The 20,509-nt window shown below is 69.2% G+C and carries 22 protein-coding genes; 2 read left to right on the top strand and 20 right to left on the bottom strand.

What is annotated here, in order from left to right; genetic code table 11:
- Position 1: 1 nt before the first annotated feature.
- The 11 genes from pufC to N825_RS15935 form a co-directional block, all read right to left on the bottom strand.
- Positions 2-1,165 (bottom strand): photosynthetic reaction center cytochrome PufC, encoded by a 1,164-nt coding sequence (gene pufC / locus N825_RS15985; RefSeq protein ID WP_245613136.1) that lies wholly within the window; start codon positions 1,163-1,165, stop codon positions 2-4.
- On the bottom strand, positions 1,162-2,136 hold the full coding sequence (pufM, locus tag N825_RS15980) for a photosynthetic reaction center subunit M (RefSeq protein WP_037453850.1): 975 nt from the start codon (positions 2,134-2,136) through the stop codon (positions 1,162-1,164). Before pufM ends, pufC begins: the two co-directional genes overlap by 4 nt.
- Before the next feature lie 10 nt (positions 2,137-2,146).
- Complete coding sequence (pufL, locus tag N825_RS15975; protein WP_037453849.1) at positions 2,147-2,971, bottom strand: photosynthetic reaction center subunit L; 825 nt, start codon at positions 2,969-2,971, stop codon at positions 2,147-2,149.
- Positions 2,972-3,069: 98 nt separating this feature from the next.
- Complete coding sequence (gene pufA / locus N825_RS15970) at positions 3,070-3,261, bottom strand: light-harvesting antenna LH1, alpha subunit (RefSeq protein WP_037453847.1); 192 nt, start codon at positions 3,259-3,261, stop codon at positions 3,070-3,072.
- Positions 3,262-3,270: 9 nt separating this feature from the next.
- A complete protein-coding gene (gene pufB, locus N825_RS15965; protein WP_342666025.1) occupies positions 3,271-3,549 on the bottom strand; it encodes a light-harvesting antenna LH1, beta subunit in 279 nt (92 codons plus the stop codon).
- A gap of 30 nt (positions 3,550-3,579) precedes the next feature.
- Positions 3,580-5,127, bottom strand: a complete 1,548-nt coding sequence (bchZ, locus tag N825_RS15960; protein ID WP_084164777.1) for a chlorophyllide a reductase subunit Z — start codon at positions 5,125-5,127, stop codon at positions 3,580-3,582.
- Positions 5,121-6,536: a chlorophyllide a reductase subunit Y gene (gene bchY, locus N825_RS15955; RefSeq protein WP_051512439.1), complete on the bottom strand. Its 1,416-nt coding sequence runs from the start codon at positions 6,534-6,536 to the stop codon at positions 5,121-5,123. Before bchY ends, bchZ begins: the two co-directional genes overlap by 7 nt.
- On the bottom strand, positions 6,529-7,518 hold the full coding sequence (locus N825_RS15950; RefSeq protein WP_037454152.1) for a chlorophyllide a reductase iron protein subunit X: 990 nt from the start codon (positions 7,516-7,518) through the stop codon (positions 6,529-6,531). Before N825_RS15950 ends, bchY begins: the two co-directional genes overlap by 8 nt.
- Positions 7,515-8,450 (bottom strand): chlorophyll synthesis pathway protein BchC, encoded by a 936-nt coding sequence (gene bchC, locus N825_RS15945; protein WP_037454148.1) that lies wholly within the window; start codon positions 8,448-8,450, stop codon positions 7,515-7,517. The genes N825_RS15950 and bchC overlap by 4 nt, the downstream gene beginning before the upstream one ends.
- 91 nt (positions 8,451-8,541) lie before the next feature.
- A complete protein-coding gene (locus tag N825_RS15940; RefSeq protein ID WP_245613135.1) occupies positions 8,542-9,798 on the bottom strand; it encodes an acetylserotonin O-methyltransferase in 1,257 nt (418 codons plus the stop codon).
- 11 nt (positions 9,799-9,809) lie between these two features.
- On the bottom strand, positions 9,810-10,670 hold the full coding sequence (locus N825_RS15935; RefSeq protein ID WP_037453844.1) for a polyprenyl synthetase family protein: 861 nt from the start codon (positions 10,668-10,670) through the stop codon (positions 9,810-9,812).
- 148 nt (positions 10,671-10,818) lie between these two features.
- On the opposite strand from N825_RS15935, the gene crtD reads away from it, so the two are divergent.
- On the top strand, positions 10,819-12,399 hold the full coding sequence (gene crtD, locus N825_RS15930) for a 1-hydroxycarotenoid 3,4-desaturase CrtD (RefSeq protein ID WP_063833837.1): 1,581 nt from the start codon (positions 10,819-10,821) through the stop codon (positions 12,397-12,399).
- Positions 12,396-13,265 (top strand): carotenoid 1,2-hydratase, encoded by an 870-nt coding sequence (locus N825_RS15925; protein WP_037453842.1) that lies wholly within the window; start codon positions 12,396-12,398, stop codon positions 13,263-13,265. Before crtD ends, N825_RS15925 begins: the two co-directional genes overlap by 4 nt.
- Positions 13,266-13,287: 22 nt before the next feature.
- Here N825_RS15925 and N825_RS38930 read toward each other — a convergent pair whose 3' ends face one another.
- The 9 genes from N825_RS38930 to N825_RS15890 all read right to left on the bottom strand — a co-directional run.
- Positions 13,288-13,467, bottom strand: a complete 180-nt coding sequence (locus N825_RS38930; RefSeq protein WP_157619275.1) for a hypothetical protein — start codon at positions 13,465-13,467, stop codon at positions 13,288-13,290.
- Between the two features lie 72 nt (positions 13,468-13,539).
- Entirely contained in the window at positions 13,540-13,680 is a 141-nt protein-coding gene (locus N825_RS39780) for a hypothetical protein (RefSeq protein ID WP_198038352.1), read from the bottom strand.
- The gene (locus N825_RS15920; protein WP_037453840.1) at positions 13,673-14,737 is read right to left on the bottom strand and encodes a phytoene/squalene synthase family protein; all 1,065 of its coding nucleotides are present in this window, start codon (positions 14,735-14,737) and stop codon (positions 13,673-13,675) included. Before N825_RS15920 ends, N825_RS39780 begins: the two co-directional genes overlap by 8 nt.
- A complete protein-coding gene (locus N825_RS15915; RefSeq protein ID WP_037453838.1) occupies positions 14,718-16,244 on the bottom strand; it encodes a phytoene desaturase in 1,527 nt (508 codons plus the stop codon). Before N825_RS15915 ends, N825_RS15920 begins: the two co-directional genes overlap by 20 nt.
- Before the next feature lie 46 nt (positions 16,245-16,290).
- Entirely contained in the window at positions 16,291-16,512 is a 222-nt protein-coding gene (locus tag N825_RS15910) for a hypothetical protein (protein WP_037453834.1), read from the bottom strand.
- Between the two features lie 9 nt (positions 16,513-16,521).
- Positions 16,522-17,571: a Nal1-like putative serine protease gene (locus tag N825_RS15905; protein WP_051512438.1), complete on the bottom strand. Its 1,050-nt coding sequence runs from the start codon at positions 17,569-17,571 to the stop codon at positions 16,522-16,524.
- Entirely contained in the window at positions 17,568-18,491 is a 924-nt protein-coding gene (locus tag N825_RS15900; RefSeq protein WP_037453833.1) for an alpha/beta fold hydrolase, read from the bottom strand. The genes N825_RS15905 and N825_RS15900 overlap by 4 nt, the downstream gene beginning before the upstream one ends.
- A 108-nt stretch (positions 18,492-18,599) precedes the next feature.
- On the bottom strand, positions 18,600-19,460 hold the full coding sequence (gene bchO / locus N825_RS15895; protein WP_037453830.1) for an alpha/beta fold hydrolase BchO: 861 nt from the start codon (positions 19,458-19,460) through the stop codon (positions 18,600-18,602).
- A 10-nt stretch (positions 19,461-19,470) separates the two neighbouring features.
- Positions 19,471-20,509, bottom strand: a 1,039-nt coding sequence (locus tag N825_RS15890; protein WP_037453827.1) for a VWA domain-containing protein, incomplete at its 5' end; no start/stop codon positions are given.

Raw genomic sequence — 20,509 nt, 5'->3', positions numbered from 1 at the left:
ATCACTGGGCCGGTTGGCCCGATCCGGGCGGTTGCGCGGCGCCCGGAGTTTGGGCGGGGCCGGGTTCGGGGACCGCCGCGGGGGCCGGGTCGACCGGGACGCCGGTCACGCCGCCGGCTTTCGCCAGTTCGGGATAGTCCTTCAGCATGCTGACGCCGAACAGGGGCTTGAAGACGCCGGCGTGGCAGGTGGAGCAGTTAACCTTGGCGACGTCGCCCAGCGCGCCCAGGCGGTGCGGCGGGAAGACGGATTGCAAGGGTTCCAGGTAGCTGGCGTTGAGGTCGCGGACCATCTGGATGCCGTGCCACGCCGAGGCCCGGGTCGGGGAGCTTTGCTCCCAGTCGCGGAAGGAGCGGCTGTTGTGGCAGTAGGTGCAGTTGACGCCCAGCGAATCCGACATGTTGACCATCAGGCTGTAGGTCCATTCCGCCTGCTTGATCGATTGGCGGTTGCCGGACGGCAGCGCCGTGTCGGAATTGACCCGAATGCCGGCGTCCTTGCCGCCGCCCATCAGGAAGGGCGTCAGTGGATCGGATGGCAGCGACGCCAGACCGGCGGCGGGAGCGGGACCGTTCTGGCCGGCGGGATTGCCGAGCAGACCCGCCGTGTGCGGACGGCCCGGATCGGTGAACCAGATGTTGGCGGGAACCGGCTGGCCGCGGTGGCAGGTGTAGCAGGTGACTCCCGTCTGGGCGACGTGGGGTTGCCAGTTGGTGTTGATGTCCCGGGTCATCTGGAGCATGCGGCGGGCGACCACCTTGGTGTAGAGGCTGTCCGACGACAACTCCTCGCCCTCGGCGTGGCAATAGGTGCAGCCCTGTTCCGGAGACACCCATTCCGTCATGGCGGTCATCACCCGGATGAACTGCGCGTCCGTCAGGTCGCCCAAGACCTGGACGTTCTGATAGACCTCCGTCGCGGGCCCGCTGTCGGGGTCGGCCGGCTCGATCGCCTCGGGCACCTGGTTGGCGGCGAGTTGAGCCTCCACGGTGTCGGGATGGTAGTTCTGGACCAAGCCAACACCGCGGAAACCGCGCTGGATCGTCTCGACCGGCGGGTATTCGATGGTGAACAGCATGCCAACGCCGAACACCGCGGCCGCCACCAATCCGATCCGGAGGATCAGGTCCCAGAAAGCCTCCCGGTGGGTCATCTTTCCCATCATGGCCTCCCTGGCAGGAGTGCGGGATCGGGCACGACCGGGAAGACCTGCGGATACATCGGAGCCAAGCCGTGCTTGACGCCCCACAGGTACCAATTGTCGACCACGGTGCCGGTCAGCAGGATGCCGATGCCACCGGTCAGGGGGCAGAGCACCGCGAACCACCACGCCCAGCGGTGGATCGATTCCGCCGTCGCGTTGAAGCCCATGGTCCAGCGCCAGAACAGGGCGCCACGCTCGAACGCCGTGCCGCGGTCGGTGATCTGCTCGACCTCGCGCTCGCCGCCGAACCGGCTGATCGCCAGGACGGTGGCGCCGTGCATCGCGAACAGCAGCGTCGATCCATAGAGGAAGACGATCGAGAGCATGTGGAACGGGTTGTAGAACAGGTTGCCGTAGCGGATCGAGAACGCCGCCGTCCAATCCAGATGGGGAAAGATCCCGAACGGCACCGCCTCTCCCCAGCTTCCCATCAGCACCGGACGGATAAGGCCCAGCACCAGGTACAGCCAGATCGCCGCCGCGAAGGCCCAGGAGACGTGTGTGCCCATGCCGAGCGCCCGCGCCCTTTGATATGTGCGCAGCCACCACAGCATGATCGAGGTGGTCAGGAAGAAGCCGGTGATGATCCACCAGCCGCCCTCGTTGAGCGGCGGTATCCGCAAGCCATAGCCGGGCGCCGGCGGTTCCAGCGCCAGCCACGGCAGCTGCCGTAGGAATTGGACCGGGTCCCAGTTGACGGAGGCCCACATGTTGAGGCCGATGATCTCGAACGCGATGAAGCCGCACAGCAGCGACGCCAGTCCCGTCCAACCCAGGTAGACCGGCCCGACCTGCGCGTCGCCGATGCGGCCGAGCAGGTGGACGAATTTGGGTTTCCAGGCGCGGACCCAGGGTCCGCGCGTCAGGGGCACGCCGGCATAGGCGGGCCCTCGGACCTGAACTTGGGTGAAGATGTTCTGATATTCCGCCATCGCGGCCTCCTTAGCGCCAGATCGGCAGGTCGAGCCACCAGCTCCACCATTCCGGCCAGCCACGGGTCCAGAAGGGGCCACTGATGATGATGCACACCGCGCTCCAGAACCCGGCGTTGAGCGCCAGGAACAGGCCGAGCCGGTGGATGCCGAGCGTGCCGATCGACCAGCCGATGGTGTCGCGGAAGAAGGTGTTCTCGTGCTCGGCCGTCTTGACGCGCTCGCCGTGGGGAGGGTTGGCCGCCGCCAGCACCAGGGAGCCGTGGAGCGACAGCGCGAAGGTGGTCGTGAAGAAGAAGCTCACGGCCAGCATGTGCGCCGGGTTGTAGTGGAAGTGCAGGTATTGGTAGCCGACGTTCGACACCCAATCCAGATGGCTGAGGATGCCGTAGGGGAAGGCGTGCCCCCAGCCGCCGAGCAGGACCGGCCGGATCACGACCAGCGAGATGTAGGCGAAGATCGCGAAGCTGAAGGCGACGGGCACGTGGAGGCCCATGCCCAGCTTGCGGGATATCTCGACCTGCCGGATCGCCCACGAGATGAAGGCTCCCAGCGCGCAGATCGTGATCAGCTGCCACAATCCGCCTTCCTTGAGCGGTGCGGCGCCCAGGCCGTATTTCAGGTCGGGGGGCGCTATGTTGATCTGCCAGACGTTCCAGGTCGGCCCGATGGCGGCGCCGTAGAGGATCAGGGCCGTTCCTAGGAACGAAAAGAAGATCGTCGTGACACCGAAGAAGCCGACATAGAACGGCCCGACCCAGAAGTCGAAGAGATCGCCCCCGATCAGCGTCCCGCCCCGAACGCGGTATTTTTTCTCGAAATTCAGCATGGCCATGGTCGGATCCCCCAGGTCAGGAAACGCGAGCCCCACCCGCGGCGGGTGGAGCCGGGTTCCAACCCGGCCTCACCCGCCGCGCAAAGCTCCCGATGCGGTCATTTGGCCGCGGGAAGGGGGGCCATCTGCTGGCTCATCGCTCCGACGCGGGCGGAGCTTGGGCCTTCCAGCCAGTTGAACCTGTCAGTGCTGAGCAGGATGAAGTGGATCAGCAAAGCCAGGGCGAACAGGAACGTGAACAAGGCGATCAGCGTCCTGCGCGGATCGAAAAGAAGCCATACGCGCCACATGCCAACCTCCTATGCGACAAAGCTCTTGAAGGACTCGAGGGCAACCGTCACGCCGTCGCGCAACGTGCCGTCCATCAGGGACGAGTAGCCCTGCGGACCCGGCAGCCAGGGACGCCACAGCCAGACGAGGATGTGGGCCAGCAACGCCACGCCGACGAAGATGGCGAAGCTCTGCATGAAGATCTTGTGGAACTCCCTGGCCTCGGGGTCGGTGAGCCCCGATAGGGAAACGTCGGGCGTTCCCCTATCGCTGGGCGTGCGCCGACCCTCATTCATGGTGTCAGACATTCATGTACCTCCTTATGAAAGCCGTTCGGCCTATACAGCGCGAGGACCGCGCGGCGGTCGCCGGACGTCATGCGCGCCGGCGAATTCGGGTTCCCGCTGAGGGGAATGGGAAAAGTTGGTTTCGGGCTGCCCGGAGATCCGCTCGTCCAGCGCCGCCTCGGCGACGTGGGCCGCCGTGACGCGGGCGTCGCCCAGCCGGCGGACATGCCGCTCGGCGGCGTCGCGCAGGCGCTTGGCGGCGGAGATCCGGATCAGGACCGGTTGCGCCTCGACGATCTGGTCGAGGTCGGCCTTGGCCTCGTCGTCCCAGGGCAGTTCGGGCTCCAGCCTAGCGGGTGTCGCCTCGACCTTGTCCATCTCGGTCGCCAGCGGCAGGATGTGGAAGAGCGCGTCGAACAGGGCGTTGCAGACCTCCTGCACCAGCCAGGTCGCCCCGGCGTAGCCCATGAACGGGGTGCCGGTGTGGCGGCGGATGATGGCGCCGGGGAAGGATGCCGGGACGAACACCGCCCTGCCCCCGATCTCGGCCAGGTACATGCGCTCGTTGTAGCTGCCGAACAGGATCAGCGGCGTGCGGGTCCGGACCATCTCGCGGACGGCCTCGTTGTCGGTCTTGGCTCCGGCGCGGCGCGACACCGAGAAGGTGCAGGGCAGTCCCAGCTCCTCCTCCAGGAAATGCCGGACGCCCCGGGCGTAGGTGTCGTTGGCGACGATCGCGAAGCTGGCGGTGCCGAAGAAGTCCTGGGTGACCGAGCGCCACAGGTCCCAGACCGGCTTGATGGTGGTCAGCTTCTCCCGCTCGATGAATGGCTCGGGGTCCAGCTCCAGGATTTCGCCGAGCGAGCGGAGGAAGCGGGTGGTCGAGTGCAGGCCGATCGGCGCCTGGAGATAGGGCCGATCCAGCGTCTCGCACAGAAGACGGCCGAACTCGCGGTACAGGCAGACGTTGGCGTCGGCCTGGGCCAGCTTGGTCACGTCGTCCAGGTGGCTGCCGAGCGGGAAGGTCAGGTTGATCTCGGCCCCGATGCCTTCCACCAGCCGGCGGATCTCGGCCAGGTCGGACCACATGTTGAAGGTGCCGTACATCGGCCCGATGATGTTGACGCGCGGCTTGTCGCCGGCGGCGCGGGGCTTCCGCTTCGGCATGACGCCGCGCTTGGGACCGAACTCGGTCCACAGCCAGTTGAGCGCGCGGTCGGCGCTCTGCCATTGGTCCTCGTCGATGGTGCGCGGCAGGAAGCGCTGGATGCCGGTGCCCTCGGGCGTCACTCCCCCGCCGATCATCTCGGCGATCGAGCCGGTGACGACGACGCTGGGGCGCTTGGGGTCGAGGGTGGCGTGGGCGCGCTTCATGGCGCCCTCGGTGCCGTGACGGCCCAACTCCTCCTCGGCCAGGCCGGTCACCACGATCGGCAACTCGTGTGGCGGCAGCGCGTCGGTGTAGTGCAGGACGGCCGTCACCGGCAGGTTCTCGCAGCCGACGGGGCCGTCGATGATCACCTGCAATCCCCTGATCGCGGTGAAGGCGTAGACGGCGCCCCAGTAACCACCGGCGCGATCGTGGTCGAGGATCAGCATGCCGCGCGCTCCCCAATGGCCTGATCTGCGAGGGACTGGGCTGGGCCGGGATCGAAGAAGTCCCGCATCTCGTCGAAGCGCGCCGTGTTCGACAGGGCGGCGTTTACCACCTGGGCCAGCGCCCCGGCGCCGGCGATGCCCATCAGCGGGCGGGCGGAGATCAGGTTGGTGAAGTAGAGCGCCGGGATCGCCATCTCCTTGGCGCGCTGCACGATCGGGGTCGTGCCGATCGCGAGGTCGGGCCGGAACTCCTTGAGGGCCGCCAGATCGTGTTCCAGCGAGGCCCTGTACTGGACCATGACGCCGCGCGCCTGCAGCCAGTCGCGGTCGGCCTCCGACCAGCGCGTCCTGGGACAGGCGGTTCCGACATAGCGGACATCGGCGCCGCTTTCGACCAGCAGGCGCGCCACGAGCAATTCGGAGCCCTCGTAGCCGGACAGGGTGATCCGGCCCTTGACGGGCGCGCGCTCCAAGGCGCCCCGGATCGCCGGCAGGACCTTGGCCTTGGCGGCGTCGATCCCGGCGCGCGGCACCGCGAAGGCGGCGCCGATCGCATCCAGCCAATCGGCCGTGCCGTCATGGCCGACCGGGGCGGAGCCGACGATGGCGCGGCCCGCCGCCTCGAACTCGCGGATCGAGGCGGTGTAGAACGGATGGATCGCGGCGGCCACCGGGCACGCGAGTGCCGAGTAAAGCTCGCGCCATTCGCGGGTCGGCACCACGGGGCCCGCCGCCAGGCCCATCGGCTCCAGCATCATGGCGATGCCGACGGGATCGGCCGGGAACATCTCCCCCAGCAGGGCAACGGCTGGACGCTCCGACCGGCCGGCGCGCGGCGCTTGGACGGGTCCCTGCTCGGCCTCGCGCCGGGCATAGGCCAGCATGGCGCCGGCCAGCACGTCCTTGGCCTCGGCGTGGGTCGGGACACCGAAGCCCGGCACGTCGATCCCGATGATCCGGACGCCGTCGATCTCCTTCGGCAGCAGGCGCAGGGGCACGCCGGACGCCGTCGGGACGCACAGGTTGATGATCACCACCGCGTCGTACAGGGCGGGATCGGCCAGCTTGAACACCGCCTCGCGGATGTCCTCGAACAGCTTGCCGGTGACCAATGACTCGGAGTTGAACGGGACGTAGCCGACGGTGCGCCGGGCTCCGTAGAAGTGCGAGGTGAAGGTCAGGCCATAGACGCAGCAGGCCGAGCCCGACAGGATGGTGGCGGTGCGCCGCATCCGGAGCCCCACCCGCAGGGAGCCGAAGGCCGGGCACATGCTTTGCGGCTGGTCGTGCGGTCCCATCGGATAATCGGCGGCGTAGCGCTCGATCGTCTCGGTGAGGCCGGCCGCCTTGGCCGCTTGGCGAAGCTCCGCCTTGCCGCCATGGCAGCTGGGTGCGGTGTCGTCATACATCGTCGTAGATCACTTCGAGGGACGGTTTGGCGGCCGCGGCGGCGATGCCGCACATGTCCTCGAGCGTCGCCGGTTCCAGCACGACGCCACGTCCGACCACGTCGCCCTTGAACAGTCCCAGCAAGCCATCCTGGGTCAGGGGCCGCGGCCATTCCGGCGGCGCCCAGGCGACATTGCGCGCCAGTTCCTCGAACAAGGGCCCCCAGCGGTCACCGGGCCGGCCGACGATCTGGTAATTGGCGCTCTTGCGGCGGATGTCGTCGTCGGCGGGGATCGAGGCCAGCACCTGGATGCCGACCGCCTCCGCGAAGGCGCGCGCCTCGCCGGTGCCGTCGTCCTTGTTGATCACCATGCCGGCGACGCCGACATTGCCGCCCATCTTGCGGAAATACTCGACCGCCGAGCAGACGTTGTTGGCGACGTAGAGCGATTGCAGGTCGTTGGAGCCGACCACGATGACCTTCTGGCACATGTCGCGGGCGATCGGCAGGCCGAAGCCGCCGCACACCACGTCACCAAGGAAATCGAGCAGCACGTAGTCGAAACCCCAGTCATGGAACCCCAGCTTCTCCAGCAGCTCGAAGCCATGGATGATGCCCCGGCCGCCGCAGCCGCGGCCGACCTCCGGTCCGCCCAGTTCCATCGCGTAGACGCCGTCGCGCTTGAAGCAGACATCGCCGACAGCGACGGGCTCGCCACTCAGCTTCTTGCGGGTCGAGGTCTCCAGGATGGTCGGACAAGCCCGGCCACCGAACAGCAGGGATGTCGTGTCGCTCTTGGGATCGCAGCCGATCAGCAGGATCTTCTTGCCTTGCTGGGCGAACATGTAGGACAGGTTCGCCAGGGTGAAGCTCTTGCCGATGCCGCCCTTGCCGTAGATCGCGATGATCTGCGTCTCCTTGGTGGGCGGCGCCGTCGGGACGGGGTCGGGCTCGATCGACGCCTCGGTCCGCAGGCGGTCCAGCAGTGTCGTGTCGGTCATGAACGGCGTCTCCAATCCAGGATCATCTTGAGGCAGGCGGGATCGCCGAAGGCGGTCCGATAGGCGTCGTCGGCCTGGGCGACGTCCAGGCGGTGGGTGATCAGGCCGTCGAGCGACAGGCGCCCGCCCTCGATCAGCCGCCTGACCGCCGGCAGGTCGTCGGGTGTCCATTCCGCCGCGACCCGGATGCGGGCCTCGCGCATGAAGGCGGGCGGAAACGTGAAGGACAGCGGCTGTGAGTAGAACCCGGCGAGGGTGATCTCCCCGCCCCGCGCCAGCCGGCCGATCAGGGTGTCGAGCAACCCCGCGTCGCCGCTGGCATCGAAGATGGCGCGATAGTCGCGGCGCGGATCGGCGTCCGGGTGGATCACCGCGTATCCCGCCCCCGCGTCGGAGCGGAGCGGATGTCGCTCCCACACGGTCGGCGCCGCGGCGCCCTTGGCGAGGGCGAGACGGGCCAGCAGGCGGCCCAGGACGCCATGGCCGACGATCAGGTCGGGCGTTCCTCCGACGTCGAGGACATGGTGGGCGGTGGCCGCCAAGGCCAGCAGCACGGCTTGCTCGCCCAACCCTTCGTCAACCAGGAGGACACGGTCGCCAGCCACCACGAGCTGGGCGGCGGCACCGCCGAACAAACCCCTGACCGCTCCGAAGCAGCGGGCCCCGGGGACGAAGACGAAATCACCCTCCCGCCGGCCCGAAGTGGCTCCCGCCGCGATGACGCGGCCGACCGTTTCATAGCCGGGAACCAGCGGATAACCCAACCCGGGAAAGGCCGGCATCTGGCCCAGCCAGAGGAGACGCTCCGTTCCGGTGCTGATACCGCTCCACAAGGTCTCGACCACGACATCGCCAGCTTCTGGCGGAGTCAGGTCGAGTGTCCTCAGAGCGAGCCGTTCGGGCTCGTCGATCACGACTGCGAGCGTTTCCATCCCGGTTCCCATTGCAGGGTATTGTCATGGCACCGCAGTGCCTTATTCTTACTGTCAGTTTATATTGACAGTTTTGAACGTCAAGTAAAACTTACGCTGACTTGGCGGGACTTGCGGTTATCACACCGGTCAGCAGCGGCATGGCCGTCGCGTGACGCCTGACCGAGCTGAAGCCGGCGCGCTGGAGCAGATCGGTGATCTCGTGCGGTGTCCGCGCGTGGCCGCGTCCCATGGCGAGCAGGTAGAAGCCGAAGTAAGCGTCCCCGACCGGGTGCGCCCCCGGAGCCTCGGCCATCGGCTCGGCGATCAGGAGCGTCCCGTCGGGAGCCAGCGCCTGACGCGCCGCCCGCAGGATGGTCAGCGCCTCGCAATCGTCGTGATCGTGCAGCACGCGGACCAGGGAGAGCGCGTCGGCCCCCTTGGGGAGCGGATTGGACAGGAAGTCGCCGCCGATCACCGTGGCGCGATCCTGAAGGCCCGCGGACTGGAAGCGGAGTTTCGCCCGTTCCGCGACGGCGGGCAGATCGAACAGGACGACCTCCAGATCCGGAGCCCGCTCGGCCGCGGCCGCCAGGAAAGCGCCGTCGCCGCCGCCGACATCCATCAGCCGGCGGTGCCGGTTCAGGGGATAGGCCCCCAGCACCTCCTCCGCGATCAGCGGCTGGGACGCCGCCATCAGCGCGGTGTAGGACGACACGTCGCCAGCGGTCAGGTCGGACGGATGACCGGCTCCGGCATAGGGCCAGTAGGACGACAGCGCCGTCTTGCCCTCGCCCCGCAGCAAGGCCACGGGATCGCGCAGGTCGTCGTAGAGCATGGCGTGATGCTCGACCATCGCGGCGACTCCGGGATTGCCGACCAGGGCGGCGCCCAGGGGACCGAGACCGAAGCGGTCGTCGCCGCGCCGGGCCAGCAGCCGGAGCGAGACCGCCGCGCGCAGCAGCCGCTCGGTCGCTTCCTCCGCCATGCCAAGCCGCCGCGACAGTTCGTGCGCCGTCATCGAGTGTTCGGCCAAGATGTCGAACAGGCGAAGCCGGACGCAGGCCAGCAGCACCTGCGAATAGACGAAGCCGGCGCACAGGTCGAACAGGTCGCGGCTGCGGCGGCGCGCGATCGGGCGGGTCAGCGGGAAGGCGGCCGCCCAGCGGCGGAAACTGGCGCTCGCCATGAGCCGGTCACGGACGGACCAGAAGCGGTCGACCATCTCATCGACGCTGGGGAGCCCCAAGCCGATCTGGGCCAGCCCGACGCGGGGCGCGCAGACCCGCGACAGCTTGCGGGCGTGCGTCCCGTGATGCGCGCTGGGATGAGTGGAATGGTGGGATGAATGGGGGGGTGCGTGTTGCATGTCGGTGGGCCTCATGCCGCCACCCGCACCAGTTCCTTGGGCAGGAACCGCTGCGCCTCCAGGCGGATCAGGGTGCGGAGTTCGGCGCCGCCGGGACAGCGCGGGATCGAGTCGGCCGCCTCGGCGACCAGCAGGTCCAAGCGGTCCAGCGCGCCGTCGATGCCAAGCTCGCGGGCGGCGCTCATGCGGTTCAGGGCGGCGTCGCGTCCGACCGGCTTGCCGAGATCGTCGGGATCGCCGGCCACGTCGCGGATGTCGTCGGCGACCTGGAAGGCCTCGCCCAGCTTCTCGCCAAGGGAGCGCCAGCAATCCGACTCGACGCCCGCCGCCGCGGCTCCGCCGACGGTGGCCGCCGCGAACAGGGCGCCGGTCTTTGCGCGGTGATAGCGGGCGAGATCGACCCGGGGCTCGCTCTCCCACGCCTGACCCGCCACGATGCCGAACGGCATGCCGACCGAGCGTCCGACACAGAGCAGGAGGGCTGGCAGTTGGGCGACGGCGCCGCGGGCCAGCGTCTCGAACGCCAGCACGATCAACGCGTCCCCGGCCAGGACCGCCAGCGGCTCGCCAAACGCCCGGTGGACGGAGGGCTTGCCGCGCCGGACCGCCGCGTCGTCGAAGCAGGGCAGATCGTCGTGGACCAGCGAGGCGCAATGCAGCAGCTCGATCGCCGCCGCCGCCGCGAAGGCGGTCGGGTAGTCCTCGGTCCCGCAGGCCTTGGCGACGGCCAGGCACAGGCGGGGCCGGATGCGGGCCCCACCGGGGAAGACCGCGTGGCGCATCGCCGCCGCCAGCCTGGGGGGAGCGCCGGAGGATTCCGCCTCCCTCACGGCCCCATCAAGGGCTTGTTCGATCCGCGTCACGACATCCATGGCAACCTCCCGCCCGCGCTTTGTTGTACCGTCAACCTGTTGTAAAGGTAGATTGTCGCGCTTGAGTGTCATATAACATTGACACTCATCATTGTCGGGTTCAACGACATTTTGACGGGGCTCGAAGAGGTAGGCGGAGGGAACGGCGTTGGGCCAGAAACGCGTCATCGTGGTGGGAGCCGGCATCGCGGGGCTGACCGCGGCCCTGTCCTTGGCGAACCGGGGGCTCGGAGTCACCGTGGTGGAGCGCGCCGACCGGCCCGGCGGCAAGATGCGGGAGATCGAGGTCGGCGGCGCCAAGCTGGACGCGGGACCAACGGTGTTCACGCTGCGCCGGATCTTCGACGACATCTTCGCCGAGGCTGGCACCGATCTGGACCACCACGTCACCTTGAGACCCGCCGGCGTGCTGGCGCGCCACGCCTGGACCGATGGATCGCGGCTGGACCTGTTCGCCGACCGCGAGCGCTCGGCCGACGCGATCGGCGCCTTCGCCGGCGCCCGCGAGGCGGATGGCTTCCGCCGCTTCCAGGCGGAGGCGGCGCGGACATGGCGCACGCTGGAAAGCTCGTTCATCCGCAGCGCCGAACCCAGCGTCGGCGGGCTGGTCGGAGCGGTCGGCCTGCGGGGGCTCGGCGATCTGTGGCGCATCCGGCCGTTCGAGACGCTGTGGAAGGCGCTGGGCGACTATTTCAAGGATCCGAGGCTGCGCCAGCTGTTCGGCCGTTACGCCACATATTGCGGCTCGTCCCCCTTCCTGGCGCCGGCCACGCTGATGCTGGTGGCCCATGTCGAGCAGGAGGGCGTCTGGCTGGTGGACGGCGGCATGGCGCGGCTGGCGGAGGCATTGGCCGGTCTGGCCGCCGAACGGGGCGCCGTGTTCCGGTATGGCGCGGAGGTTCGATCGGTCGAGGTGACGGGCGGCAGGGCTTCCGGCGTCACGCTGGCATCCGGCGAGCGGATCGAGGCTGACGCGGTCGTCGTCAACGCCGATCCGGCGGCGCTCGCTTCCGGGATGCTGGGGCGGACGGCGGCCGGGGCGGTGCCCAAGATCGATCCAAACGCCCGCTCGCTGTCGGCGATCACCTGGAGCCTGCTGGCCGAGGCGGAGGGTTTCCCGCTGGCGCGCCACACCGTCTTCTTCTCCGACGACTACGCGGCGGAATTCGCCGACATCCTCGACCGTTCAAGACCGCCGCGCTCGCCCACCGTCTATGTCTGCGCCCAGGACCGCGACGATGACGGGACGGCACCGGGCGGGCCGGAGCGGCTTTTTTGCCTGATCAACGCGCCGGCCATCGGCGACACCCATCCCTTCGACGCGACGGAGATCGACCAATGCGCGACTCGTACATTCGGCATCCTGGAACGCTGCGGCCTGCGCGTGACAACCCGACCGGACAGGATGGTGGCGGCTTCGCCGCGCGACTGGAACCGGCTGTTTCCGGCGACGGGAGGAGCGCTCTACGGCCCGGCGTCGCACGGCTGGAAAACATCGTTCAGCCGCCCGACGGCGCGCAGCCGGATACCGGGACTTTATCTGGCGGGGGGCGGCATCCATCCGGGGCCGGGAGTGCCGATGGTGGCCCTTTCCGGGCGGATGGCGGCGGAGGCGGTGACGCGCGACTTGGCGCCGGGCTTGGCGTCACCGCTCACGGGTTCGCGTCGCTCCGGTTCGACCGCCCCGTCACCCAAAACGGCTACGCCTGGTGGTATGTCGACGCCTTGAGCGAGGACGGACGCCACGGACTGACGGTGATCGCCTTCATCGGCAGCGTCTTCTCGCCCTATTACGCCTGGGCGAGACGGCGGGGCCGAGGCGATCCGCTGAACCACTGCACCGTCAACGTCGTGCTGACGGGAGCCGGCGGCGCGCGCTGGTGCATGACGGAACGCGGCCGGGGCAAGACGCGGCGCGACGCCTCGTCGCTGACGATCGGGCCAAGCTCGCTAAATTGGGATGGGACCTCGCTGACGATCCGGGTGGACGAGACCACCATGCCGGTGCCCTCGCGGGTGCGCGGAACCATCCGGGTCCATCCGCCGGCGCTCACCCCGCGAGCCTTCGCGCTGGACGACGCGGGACGGCACCGGTGGTGGCCGATCTCGCCCCGGTGCCGGGTGGAGGTGGCCTTGGATCAACCCGGAACGCGGTGGTCGGGCACGGGGTACCTCGACACCAACGCCGGTGACGAGGCGCTCGAGGATGCCTTCAGCCAATGGGATTGGTGCCGGGCGGACTTCGGCGGCGACAGCGCCGTCCTGTACAATGTCGATCGCCGGGTCGGGTCGCACTTGGCGCTGGCCCTGATGATCGGCCAGGACGGGACCGTCGAACCGTTCGAACCGCTTCCCCGGGTGACGCTGCCCGCCAGCCGGTGGTGGCGGATCCCCCGCCCAACCCGCGCCGATCCGGGCCAGCCGGTGACGGTGACGGAGACGCTGGTGGACGCGCCGTTCTACGCCCGCTCAGTGCTCGCGACCCATATCGGGTCGAGACCGGCGACGGCGATCCATGAGAGCCTGTCGCTCGACCGCTTCCGCGCCGGATGGGTGCAGGCGATGCTGCCGTTCCGGATGCCGCGCCTGGGGTGACAGGGCGGCTTTCGGGAAGGGGTCAGGGACGGCGGTCGTCACCCGGCATGCGCACGCTGCTGCCGGGACCGTCCTCACCCAGTTTTTGCTGCTTCCGCTTGGTGCGGACGGCTTGATAGATCACCACGGCGAACACGATGATCAGCGTCATCGCGGCCAAGAGCCAAACATAGTTGCCGCTGCCCGAGTCTTCCATCGTCACTCTCCCAATCCTTGTTTGACCAACACCGTTCGAGAACCGGATCCTTGGGTCCATGGTTCCCGCGACTGGCCTTCATTGCCGATTATCTTCGTCGCGGCGGCGGCGATCCTCGCGCGATGCCCGGTTGACCGACACGATCTGCCAGACCGCGAAGGCGAGCACGCCGCCGAACACCAGCAGCATCTCCGCCACCGCGAACCAACCGTCAGGCATCGCGCTTCAGCGCCAGCCGCTGGCCCCGCTCCAGGCGCTCGAACAGCAGGAGTAGCCAGACCACGGGATCGGCGGGCTGGATCGGGACGGCGGCGGCCGCGACCGCGTCGACCAGGAACCGGCTCTGTTCGACACCCGCCGTCCGGACGGGCCAATGGGATCGAGCTTGTTGCTCGTCGCCCATCATGACGCGGGCGAGCAGCAGGGCCTTGCGCTTTGCCGGAACGACGGCGCGGCGCGTGACGCTGTCGCCCCCGGCGCGCTCGACCTCGCGGCCGATCTCGGCGTAGAGGTGGCGGGCGGCGTGGATGCCGGGGCGGCAGGTGGAAGGCAACTGTCCGATGCCGCGCTCCGCTTGGCGGTACAGATCGTCCGCCACCCGCAGCAACCGGCGGATCACGTCGCCCAAAGCCGGGCTGAACCGGGGAGCGGCCAGCCACGCGTCGGGGTCGATCCCGGCTTCCCGCAGCCAGTCCAGCGGCAGGTAAAGGCGACCGGCGCGCGCGTCCTCGCCGACATCGCGGGCGATATTGGACAGTTGCATCGCCATGCCGAGATCGCAGGCGCGGCCAACCACGTCGGCGTCGCGCGCCCCCATCAAGGCCGCCATCATGGCGCCGACCGTGCCGGCCACGCGGGCGGCGTAGCATTTCAGCTCGGCCAGATCGCCGTAGCGGCGTCCGGCCAAGTCCCAGTCGAACCCCTCGAACAACGCGTCCGGCAGCGTCTTGGGGATGGCGAAGCGGTCGACCACGTCGGCGAAGGCGCGGTCGACCGGGTGATCGAACGGTTGGCCTCGGTACGCGAGATCGAGGCGTTCCCGCATGCCATCGAGCGCCGCCGCGTCCCCACCGCCGAGATCGGCGGCGTCGTCGGCCAAGCGGCAGAAGGCGTAGAGGGCCGACGCCGGCTGGCGCACCCGCGACGGCAACAGCAGCGAGGCCGCGTGGAAGGTGCGGGAGGCACGGCGCAGCACGAGGCGGCAAGCGGCGAAATCGGCCGCGGTGGCGACCGGGACGGCTGAAGGGGAGACTGGTTCAGACCAAGGCCGCGGCATGCGGCACCACCTTGTCGAGCACGCGGGCGGAGGAGAGCACGCCGGGCAATCCAGCGCCGGGATGGGTGCCGGCGCCGACCAGATACAGGCGGTCGATATCCTCGCTCTTGTTGTGGGGGCGGAACCACGCGCTCTGGGTCAGCACCGGCTCCAGGCCGAAGGCGGCGCCCTTGACCGACAGCAGGCGGTCGTGGAAGTCCTGGGGGGTCAGGACGCGCGAGGTGACGATCTGGTCCTTCAAGCCGGGCAGCAAGGTTTTCTCCAGATGGCGTTCGATGGCTTGTCGGTAGGTCTCCGCCGTTGTCGCCCAATCGGTGCCGCTGTCCAGATGGGGCACGGGAGACAGCACGTAGAAGGCGTCGCGGCCGTCGGGCGCCAGCGAGGGATCGGTGGCGGTCGGACGGTGCAGGTAGAGGCTGAAGTCGGGCGCCAGCACCTTCCGCCGGAATATGTCGTCCAGCAGTTCGCGGTAGCGCGGCCCCAGCAGGATCGTGTGGTGCGCCACGTCCTCGTAACGGCGGCGGGTGCCGAAATACCAGACGAACAGGCTCATGGAATAGCGGGCGCGCTCGATCCGCCGGTCCGTCCAGCGCTTGCGATCCTCGGGTGCGATCAAGTGGCGGTAGGTCCAGGCGCTGTCGGCGTTGGAGACGACGATGTCGGCGGCGATCTCCTCGCCCGACGCCAGCCTGACCCCGGTCGCCCTGCCATTGGCGACGGTGATCCTCGACACCTCGGCGCCGCACCGGACCTCGCCCCCCTGCCCCTCGATCAAGCCGACCAGTCCGCGCACGAGTTGGCCGGTGCCGCCCATGGCGAAATGGACGCCCCAGCGACGCTCCAAGAAGGCGATCAGGCTGTAGATCGAGGTGGTGGCGAAGGGATTGCCGCCCACCAGCAGCGGATGGAAACTGAACGCGACGCGAAGATGGGGGTCGCGTACGTGGCGGCGGACCAGGTCGTAAACGGAGCGGTGGCCGGCCAGCCGGACCAGATCGGGCAGCACCCGCGCCATGTCGGTCCAGTCGTTGAACGGCACGTCGCCCAGACGCTCGAACCCGATGCGGTAACGCGCCTCGCTGGCCTTCAGGAACCGTTCGTATCCGGCGACATCGGCGGCGGAGAACTTGGCGACCTCCGCCCGCATGGCGGCGTCATCTCCGGAGTAGTCGAACACCCGCCCGTCATCGAACCGGATGCGGTAGAATGGCGAGATCGGCCTGAGCTCGACATCCTCGGCCATGCTCCGCCCGCACATCCGCCACAACTCCTCCAGCAGGAAAGGCGCCGTGACGATGGTAGGGCCGGCGTCGAAGGTGAAGCCGTCCTGACGATACACGTAGGCCCGGCCGCCCGGCGCGTCGAGCCGTTCCAGCACGGTGACCCTGTAGCCCCGGCAGGCCAAGCGGATCGCGGCGGCCAAGCCACCGAAGCCGCTGCCGATGACGACGGCGCGCGGGCTGGATCGGTCCAGGGGGAGAGTCGCGGAGGGTGTCAACTTGTTCATGACGCATCAAGCGTAACATGAAGTTGACATGTGTCAACGCGGGAAGTTACCGAGCCGCCGTGCGACCGATCACTTCGTAGACGACGGTGACGCCGTCGATGGCGTCGGGCAGCGAGGCGGTGGGAACCGGTTCGCACAGGTTGACCTTGACCGCGTAGGAGTCGCCGAGTTTGGTGATGCCGACGCCGGACACGGTCCCGCAGCGGCGGGCCAATTCGCCCGCCTTTGGTTTGACGCGCCTCGCCTGATCTATCGACACATTCGACATGTTTTTAATCTAAGCATTCAAGTCATCGAGCGCCAGTTCCAAATTCAGGGCCTCCATCACCAACGTCAGGTCGTTGGCGTTGGTCACCCCCTTGCCGTTGCTTCCGCCATGGTCGCTGCCGGCGAACAGCAGCGCGCAGGCATCGCCCTCGGCGTCCAGGATCAGGGAGCCGCTGTCGCCGCCGCTGCTGAAGGCGGCGGTGCCGGTTCCCTCGATCTCGATCTGGCGGTCGAAGCTGATCTGGCCCTTGTCGTAATCCACCACGACGTCATCCAGCTCGATCGCGGTGACCCGGCCCCGCGTCAGGCCGGTGGTGCGGCCGAGCTTGACCACCTCGTCGCCGGGTTCGATCGGCCGGTCGCGCACGCCCCGCAGCAGGCCGAAGCCGGTGACGGTGCGCGGGTCGAACGGCACGCCCTCGGCGAGACCGGCGATGGCGGCGTCCATCGTGTTGGGCTCGGTGGCGCTCATCGGCACCGCTTGCAAAAGCGTGCCGATACGATCCTTGAAGCGGCGTCCGCCGTCGAAGGCGCCGGGCTGGAGCACGGCGTCGCCGGCCTTCGCCTGATCCTCGTTGGCTAGCACGTGGTTGTTGCTGAGCAGGACCGGCTGGCCGGTGCCACGCTGGCGGAAGAAGCCGCCCAGGCTGCCGGCGGTGACGGCGTGATGCGCCACGGAACAGCCGATCAGCAGCGGCCTCTGGCGCAGCCGGAACCAGGGCGGAGGGGGACCATGGACGACGGGGGCCTTTTCCGCCCGCTTGGCGATGCGCCCGACATAGCGGATATCGATCTCCTGGTGGGTCGCCGCCTCCAGGCGCCGGTGGAGTTCCGCGTCGTCCTCGAAGGTGCGGCGCTGGATGCGGACCGCGAGCTTGTACTGGTCGCGGCTTGCTCCCCGCGCGATGCCCAGCGCCACGCCGCGATCCCGCTTGACCGCGCGCCGCATCGGGCTGGCGGCCAAGCCGAAGCTGCGGGCCTCGCGCGCCTCCCTCAGCAAGGGGGCGAGGATTTCCGCGGACACCTCCGCCTTCAGTTCCCGGACGGAGGCGAGCTTCAAACCGCGACCTCCTGGCGCGCCATCTCCGTCAGGAAGGCCCTGTAGGACGCCGCGAAGTCGTCCGGCCATTCGAAGTGAACCAGGGCGCCGGCGTCGAACGCCTGGCGGCGCCAGTTGGGCCGGTTCTCGATGAAGTCGACGCCGCTGAAGTCCTTGAAATCGCCGCGCGTGCCGTGCGGCATCCAGACCGGCAGGGTCAGACGCTCGTACAGATCGCGGATGTCCCGGCTGAACAGGCGGCCAGACAGGAAGGCGAACGGCGCGTGACGGGCGCCCGGCTGATGGGACGTCAGGTAGTCGTAATCGACCATGCCGTCGTCGATGTTCTTGGAACCCCAGGTGCGTTCCAGGAAGTACCGGATGCTGCGCCGGCTGACCAGCAGGTCGTAGAGCCCCCGCCCCCACAGCGGGAAGCTGATGGCGCGGTAGACGCCCGGCACCTCGCGGGACGCCTTGGTCCGGATGCCGCCATGGGCCTTGGTCGAGCCCTTGCTGAAGCCGGTCGGCGTGACGAGCGTCAGGGTGCGGAACCGCTCGGGCCGCTCCACGGCGGCCCTGGCGACGAACTCGGCCGACAGCGACAGCGCCAGCGCGTCGACCGGCGTGCCGGGACCGGCGTCCTCGGCGATCACGTCGAGCATGTCCAGGATCGCGTTGGTGAACAGGCGGATGTCGTAGGAACGGTCGGAACGGTCCGAATGGCCATAGCCCGGCAATTCCACCACGTAGACGCGATGACTGGACTTCATCCGGTCGAAGATCGGCAGCACCTCGTAGGCGGAGGCGGCGGCGTTGATGCTGTGGATCAGCAGCATCGGCGGGCCGTTTCCAGCCACTTGATAAGCCAGCCGTCCGGCCCGCCGGTTGGTTTCCCGCAGGTCGCCCTCGAGCGCCGGTGGCAATGTCTGGTGGCGCGTCATGAAAGATACCCGCTGTCGTGCCCCATCGGAGCGCTCTCCTCGAACGTCATGCGAGATCAACAACATGGGGATGAAAACGTGCCTCGCCAGAGGTTTGGGGGACAGCGCCTAGCTGGAATGACGCGCGATCAGGTCGGCGGCGAGATCGGGGCGTTCCTCGTGGGCGAGGTGGCCGAGACGGCCCAGCGGCTCGACGATCGCGCTGGGCAGGAGGCCCCGGAGGCGTTCCGTCTGCTCGAACGGGATGGCGAGGTCGCCGGCCGCCGCCGCCAGGATGAGCTTCGGCCCCAGCCGGCGGAGATCGCGCGCGAGCGGGGGAAGATCCCAGTTCGCCATCATGCGCAGCACGGAGGAGACATGGCCGGGACAGCGGATCAGCCGGCCATAGAACTCCAGCGCGGCCCGGTCGGGCACGGAGCCGGTGTTGCGGATCAGCCGGTCGATCGCCTTGGCGTCCGCACGCCAGGAGAACAGGCGCGGCGCCAGCGGGTTGAGCACCAGCAGACGGGCGAGCGGCGCGAAAAGGTGCCCGGCCGCCCCCTTGAACGGCAGGAACGCGCCATTGAACGAGACGATGGCGCGGGGCTCGATCAGGCGATCAAGCGCCATGCGGACGAGGACGGCCGCCCCGGCGGAATGTCCGGCCGCTAGGTCCGGCGACAGCTGGAGCGTGTCGAGCAGGCCCGCGACCGCACGGGCCATGCCGGGCAAGGACAGCCGGTGGCTGGGCAGCGGATCGGTGAAGCCGTGACCGGGCAGATCGGGGGCGATGACGGTGAAGTCGCGGGCCAGCAACGGCATCACGTCGCGCCACGAATGGGTGGCCGCTCCGGTGCCATGGAGCAGGAGCAGCACGGGCCCCCGCCCCATCCTTTGGACGTGCCAGCGGAGACCGGAGGCGGTGACGAAGGCGCTCGCCTCCCGGTTCGGCCAGCCCCGGCCCTCGCGCTCCCAAGCCGGTCTTCTCATGCCGGCCTTCTCATGCGGAGGATGACGGCGCGGCCGCGCGGACGGCGCGCGAGATCAGGGCGGCGTCGGCGCGTGGCAGCGGCAGGTAGGGTGCCCGCATGCCGTCGGCCAGCCGCCGCGCCGCCGGATCCGGATGGGCGGAGGTGTCGACCAGCAACGCCCGCAACCCCGCCGCGGCGACGCGGCGCGCGGAGACCAGGGCGTCGCTCTCGGCGGCGGTTCGGCCGGTGGCGCCATCCCTGCCGATATTGGCGCGGCCATCGGTCAGCAACACCAGGGCTGGGGTGCCACCCCGGCGACGGATCGCGTCGGCCAAATCGGCGGCGGCGTCGATGCCTGACGCCAGGGGAGTGCCCCCGCCGCCGGGCAAGGCGGCGAGGCAACGCTTGGCCCGCACCAGCGAGCGGGTGGGAGGCAGCAGCAGCTCGGCGGTCTTGCCCCGGAAGCTGACCAAGGCCACCTCGTCGCGGCGGACGTAGCAGTCGGCCAGCAGCAGTTCCACGGCGCCCTTGGCCTCCGCCAACCGGTGGAAGGCCGACGATCCGGAGGCGTCCACGACGAAGATGGTGGTGGTGCGGCCCTGCCGCTTCAGCCGGGCGATCCGGAAATCCTCGGGTCTGACCTGGATCAGGCCCGCCGCCGCGGCGCCACCCGTGGCGCGGAGGCGCTGCCAGGGCGCCGCGGCGCGCAGGGTTTCGATGACGTTGAGGCGGGCACCCGATCGCGGCGAGCCGCGTCGGCTGCCAGCGGGCCGCCCGCTGGTGGGGTGGGCGATGGGGGCGGCCTTGCCGGAATGCCGGCTGAGACCGCCGGCGGCGCCAAGGCGTTTCAGCAGGTCGTCGGGCAGCGCCGCGCGGGCGGCGTCCAGCACGACATCCTCAAGCTCCCGCTCCTGGTCCTGTCCCGGGTCGCCGTCGGAAGGTGGTGGCGGCTCCGGCTGGTCGGGCTGTTCCTGCTCGTGCGGCTGGTCGGGCAGAGCCGTCGCGCGAGGCGCCAGCACCAGCCGGGCCGCCAGCGCCGCGTCGGCGGCTTCGACCTCGGCGCGACCC

This window comes from Skermanella stibiiresistens SB22 (assembly GCF_000576635.1).
In the GTDB taxonomy this organism is placed as follows: Bacteria; Pseudomonadota; Alphaproteobacteria; order Azospirillales; family Azospirillaceae; genus Skermanella; species Skermanella stibiiresistens.
This window is presented reverse-complemented; position numbering and strand designations above follow the sequence as displayed.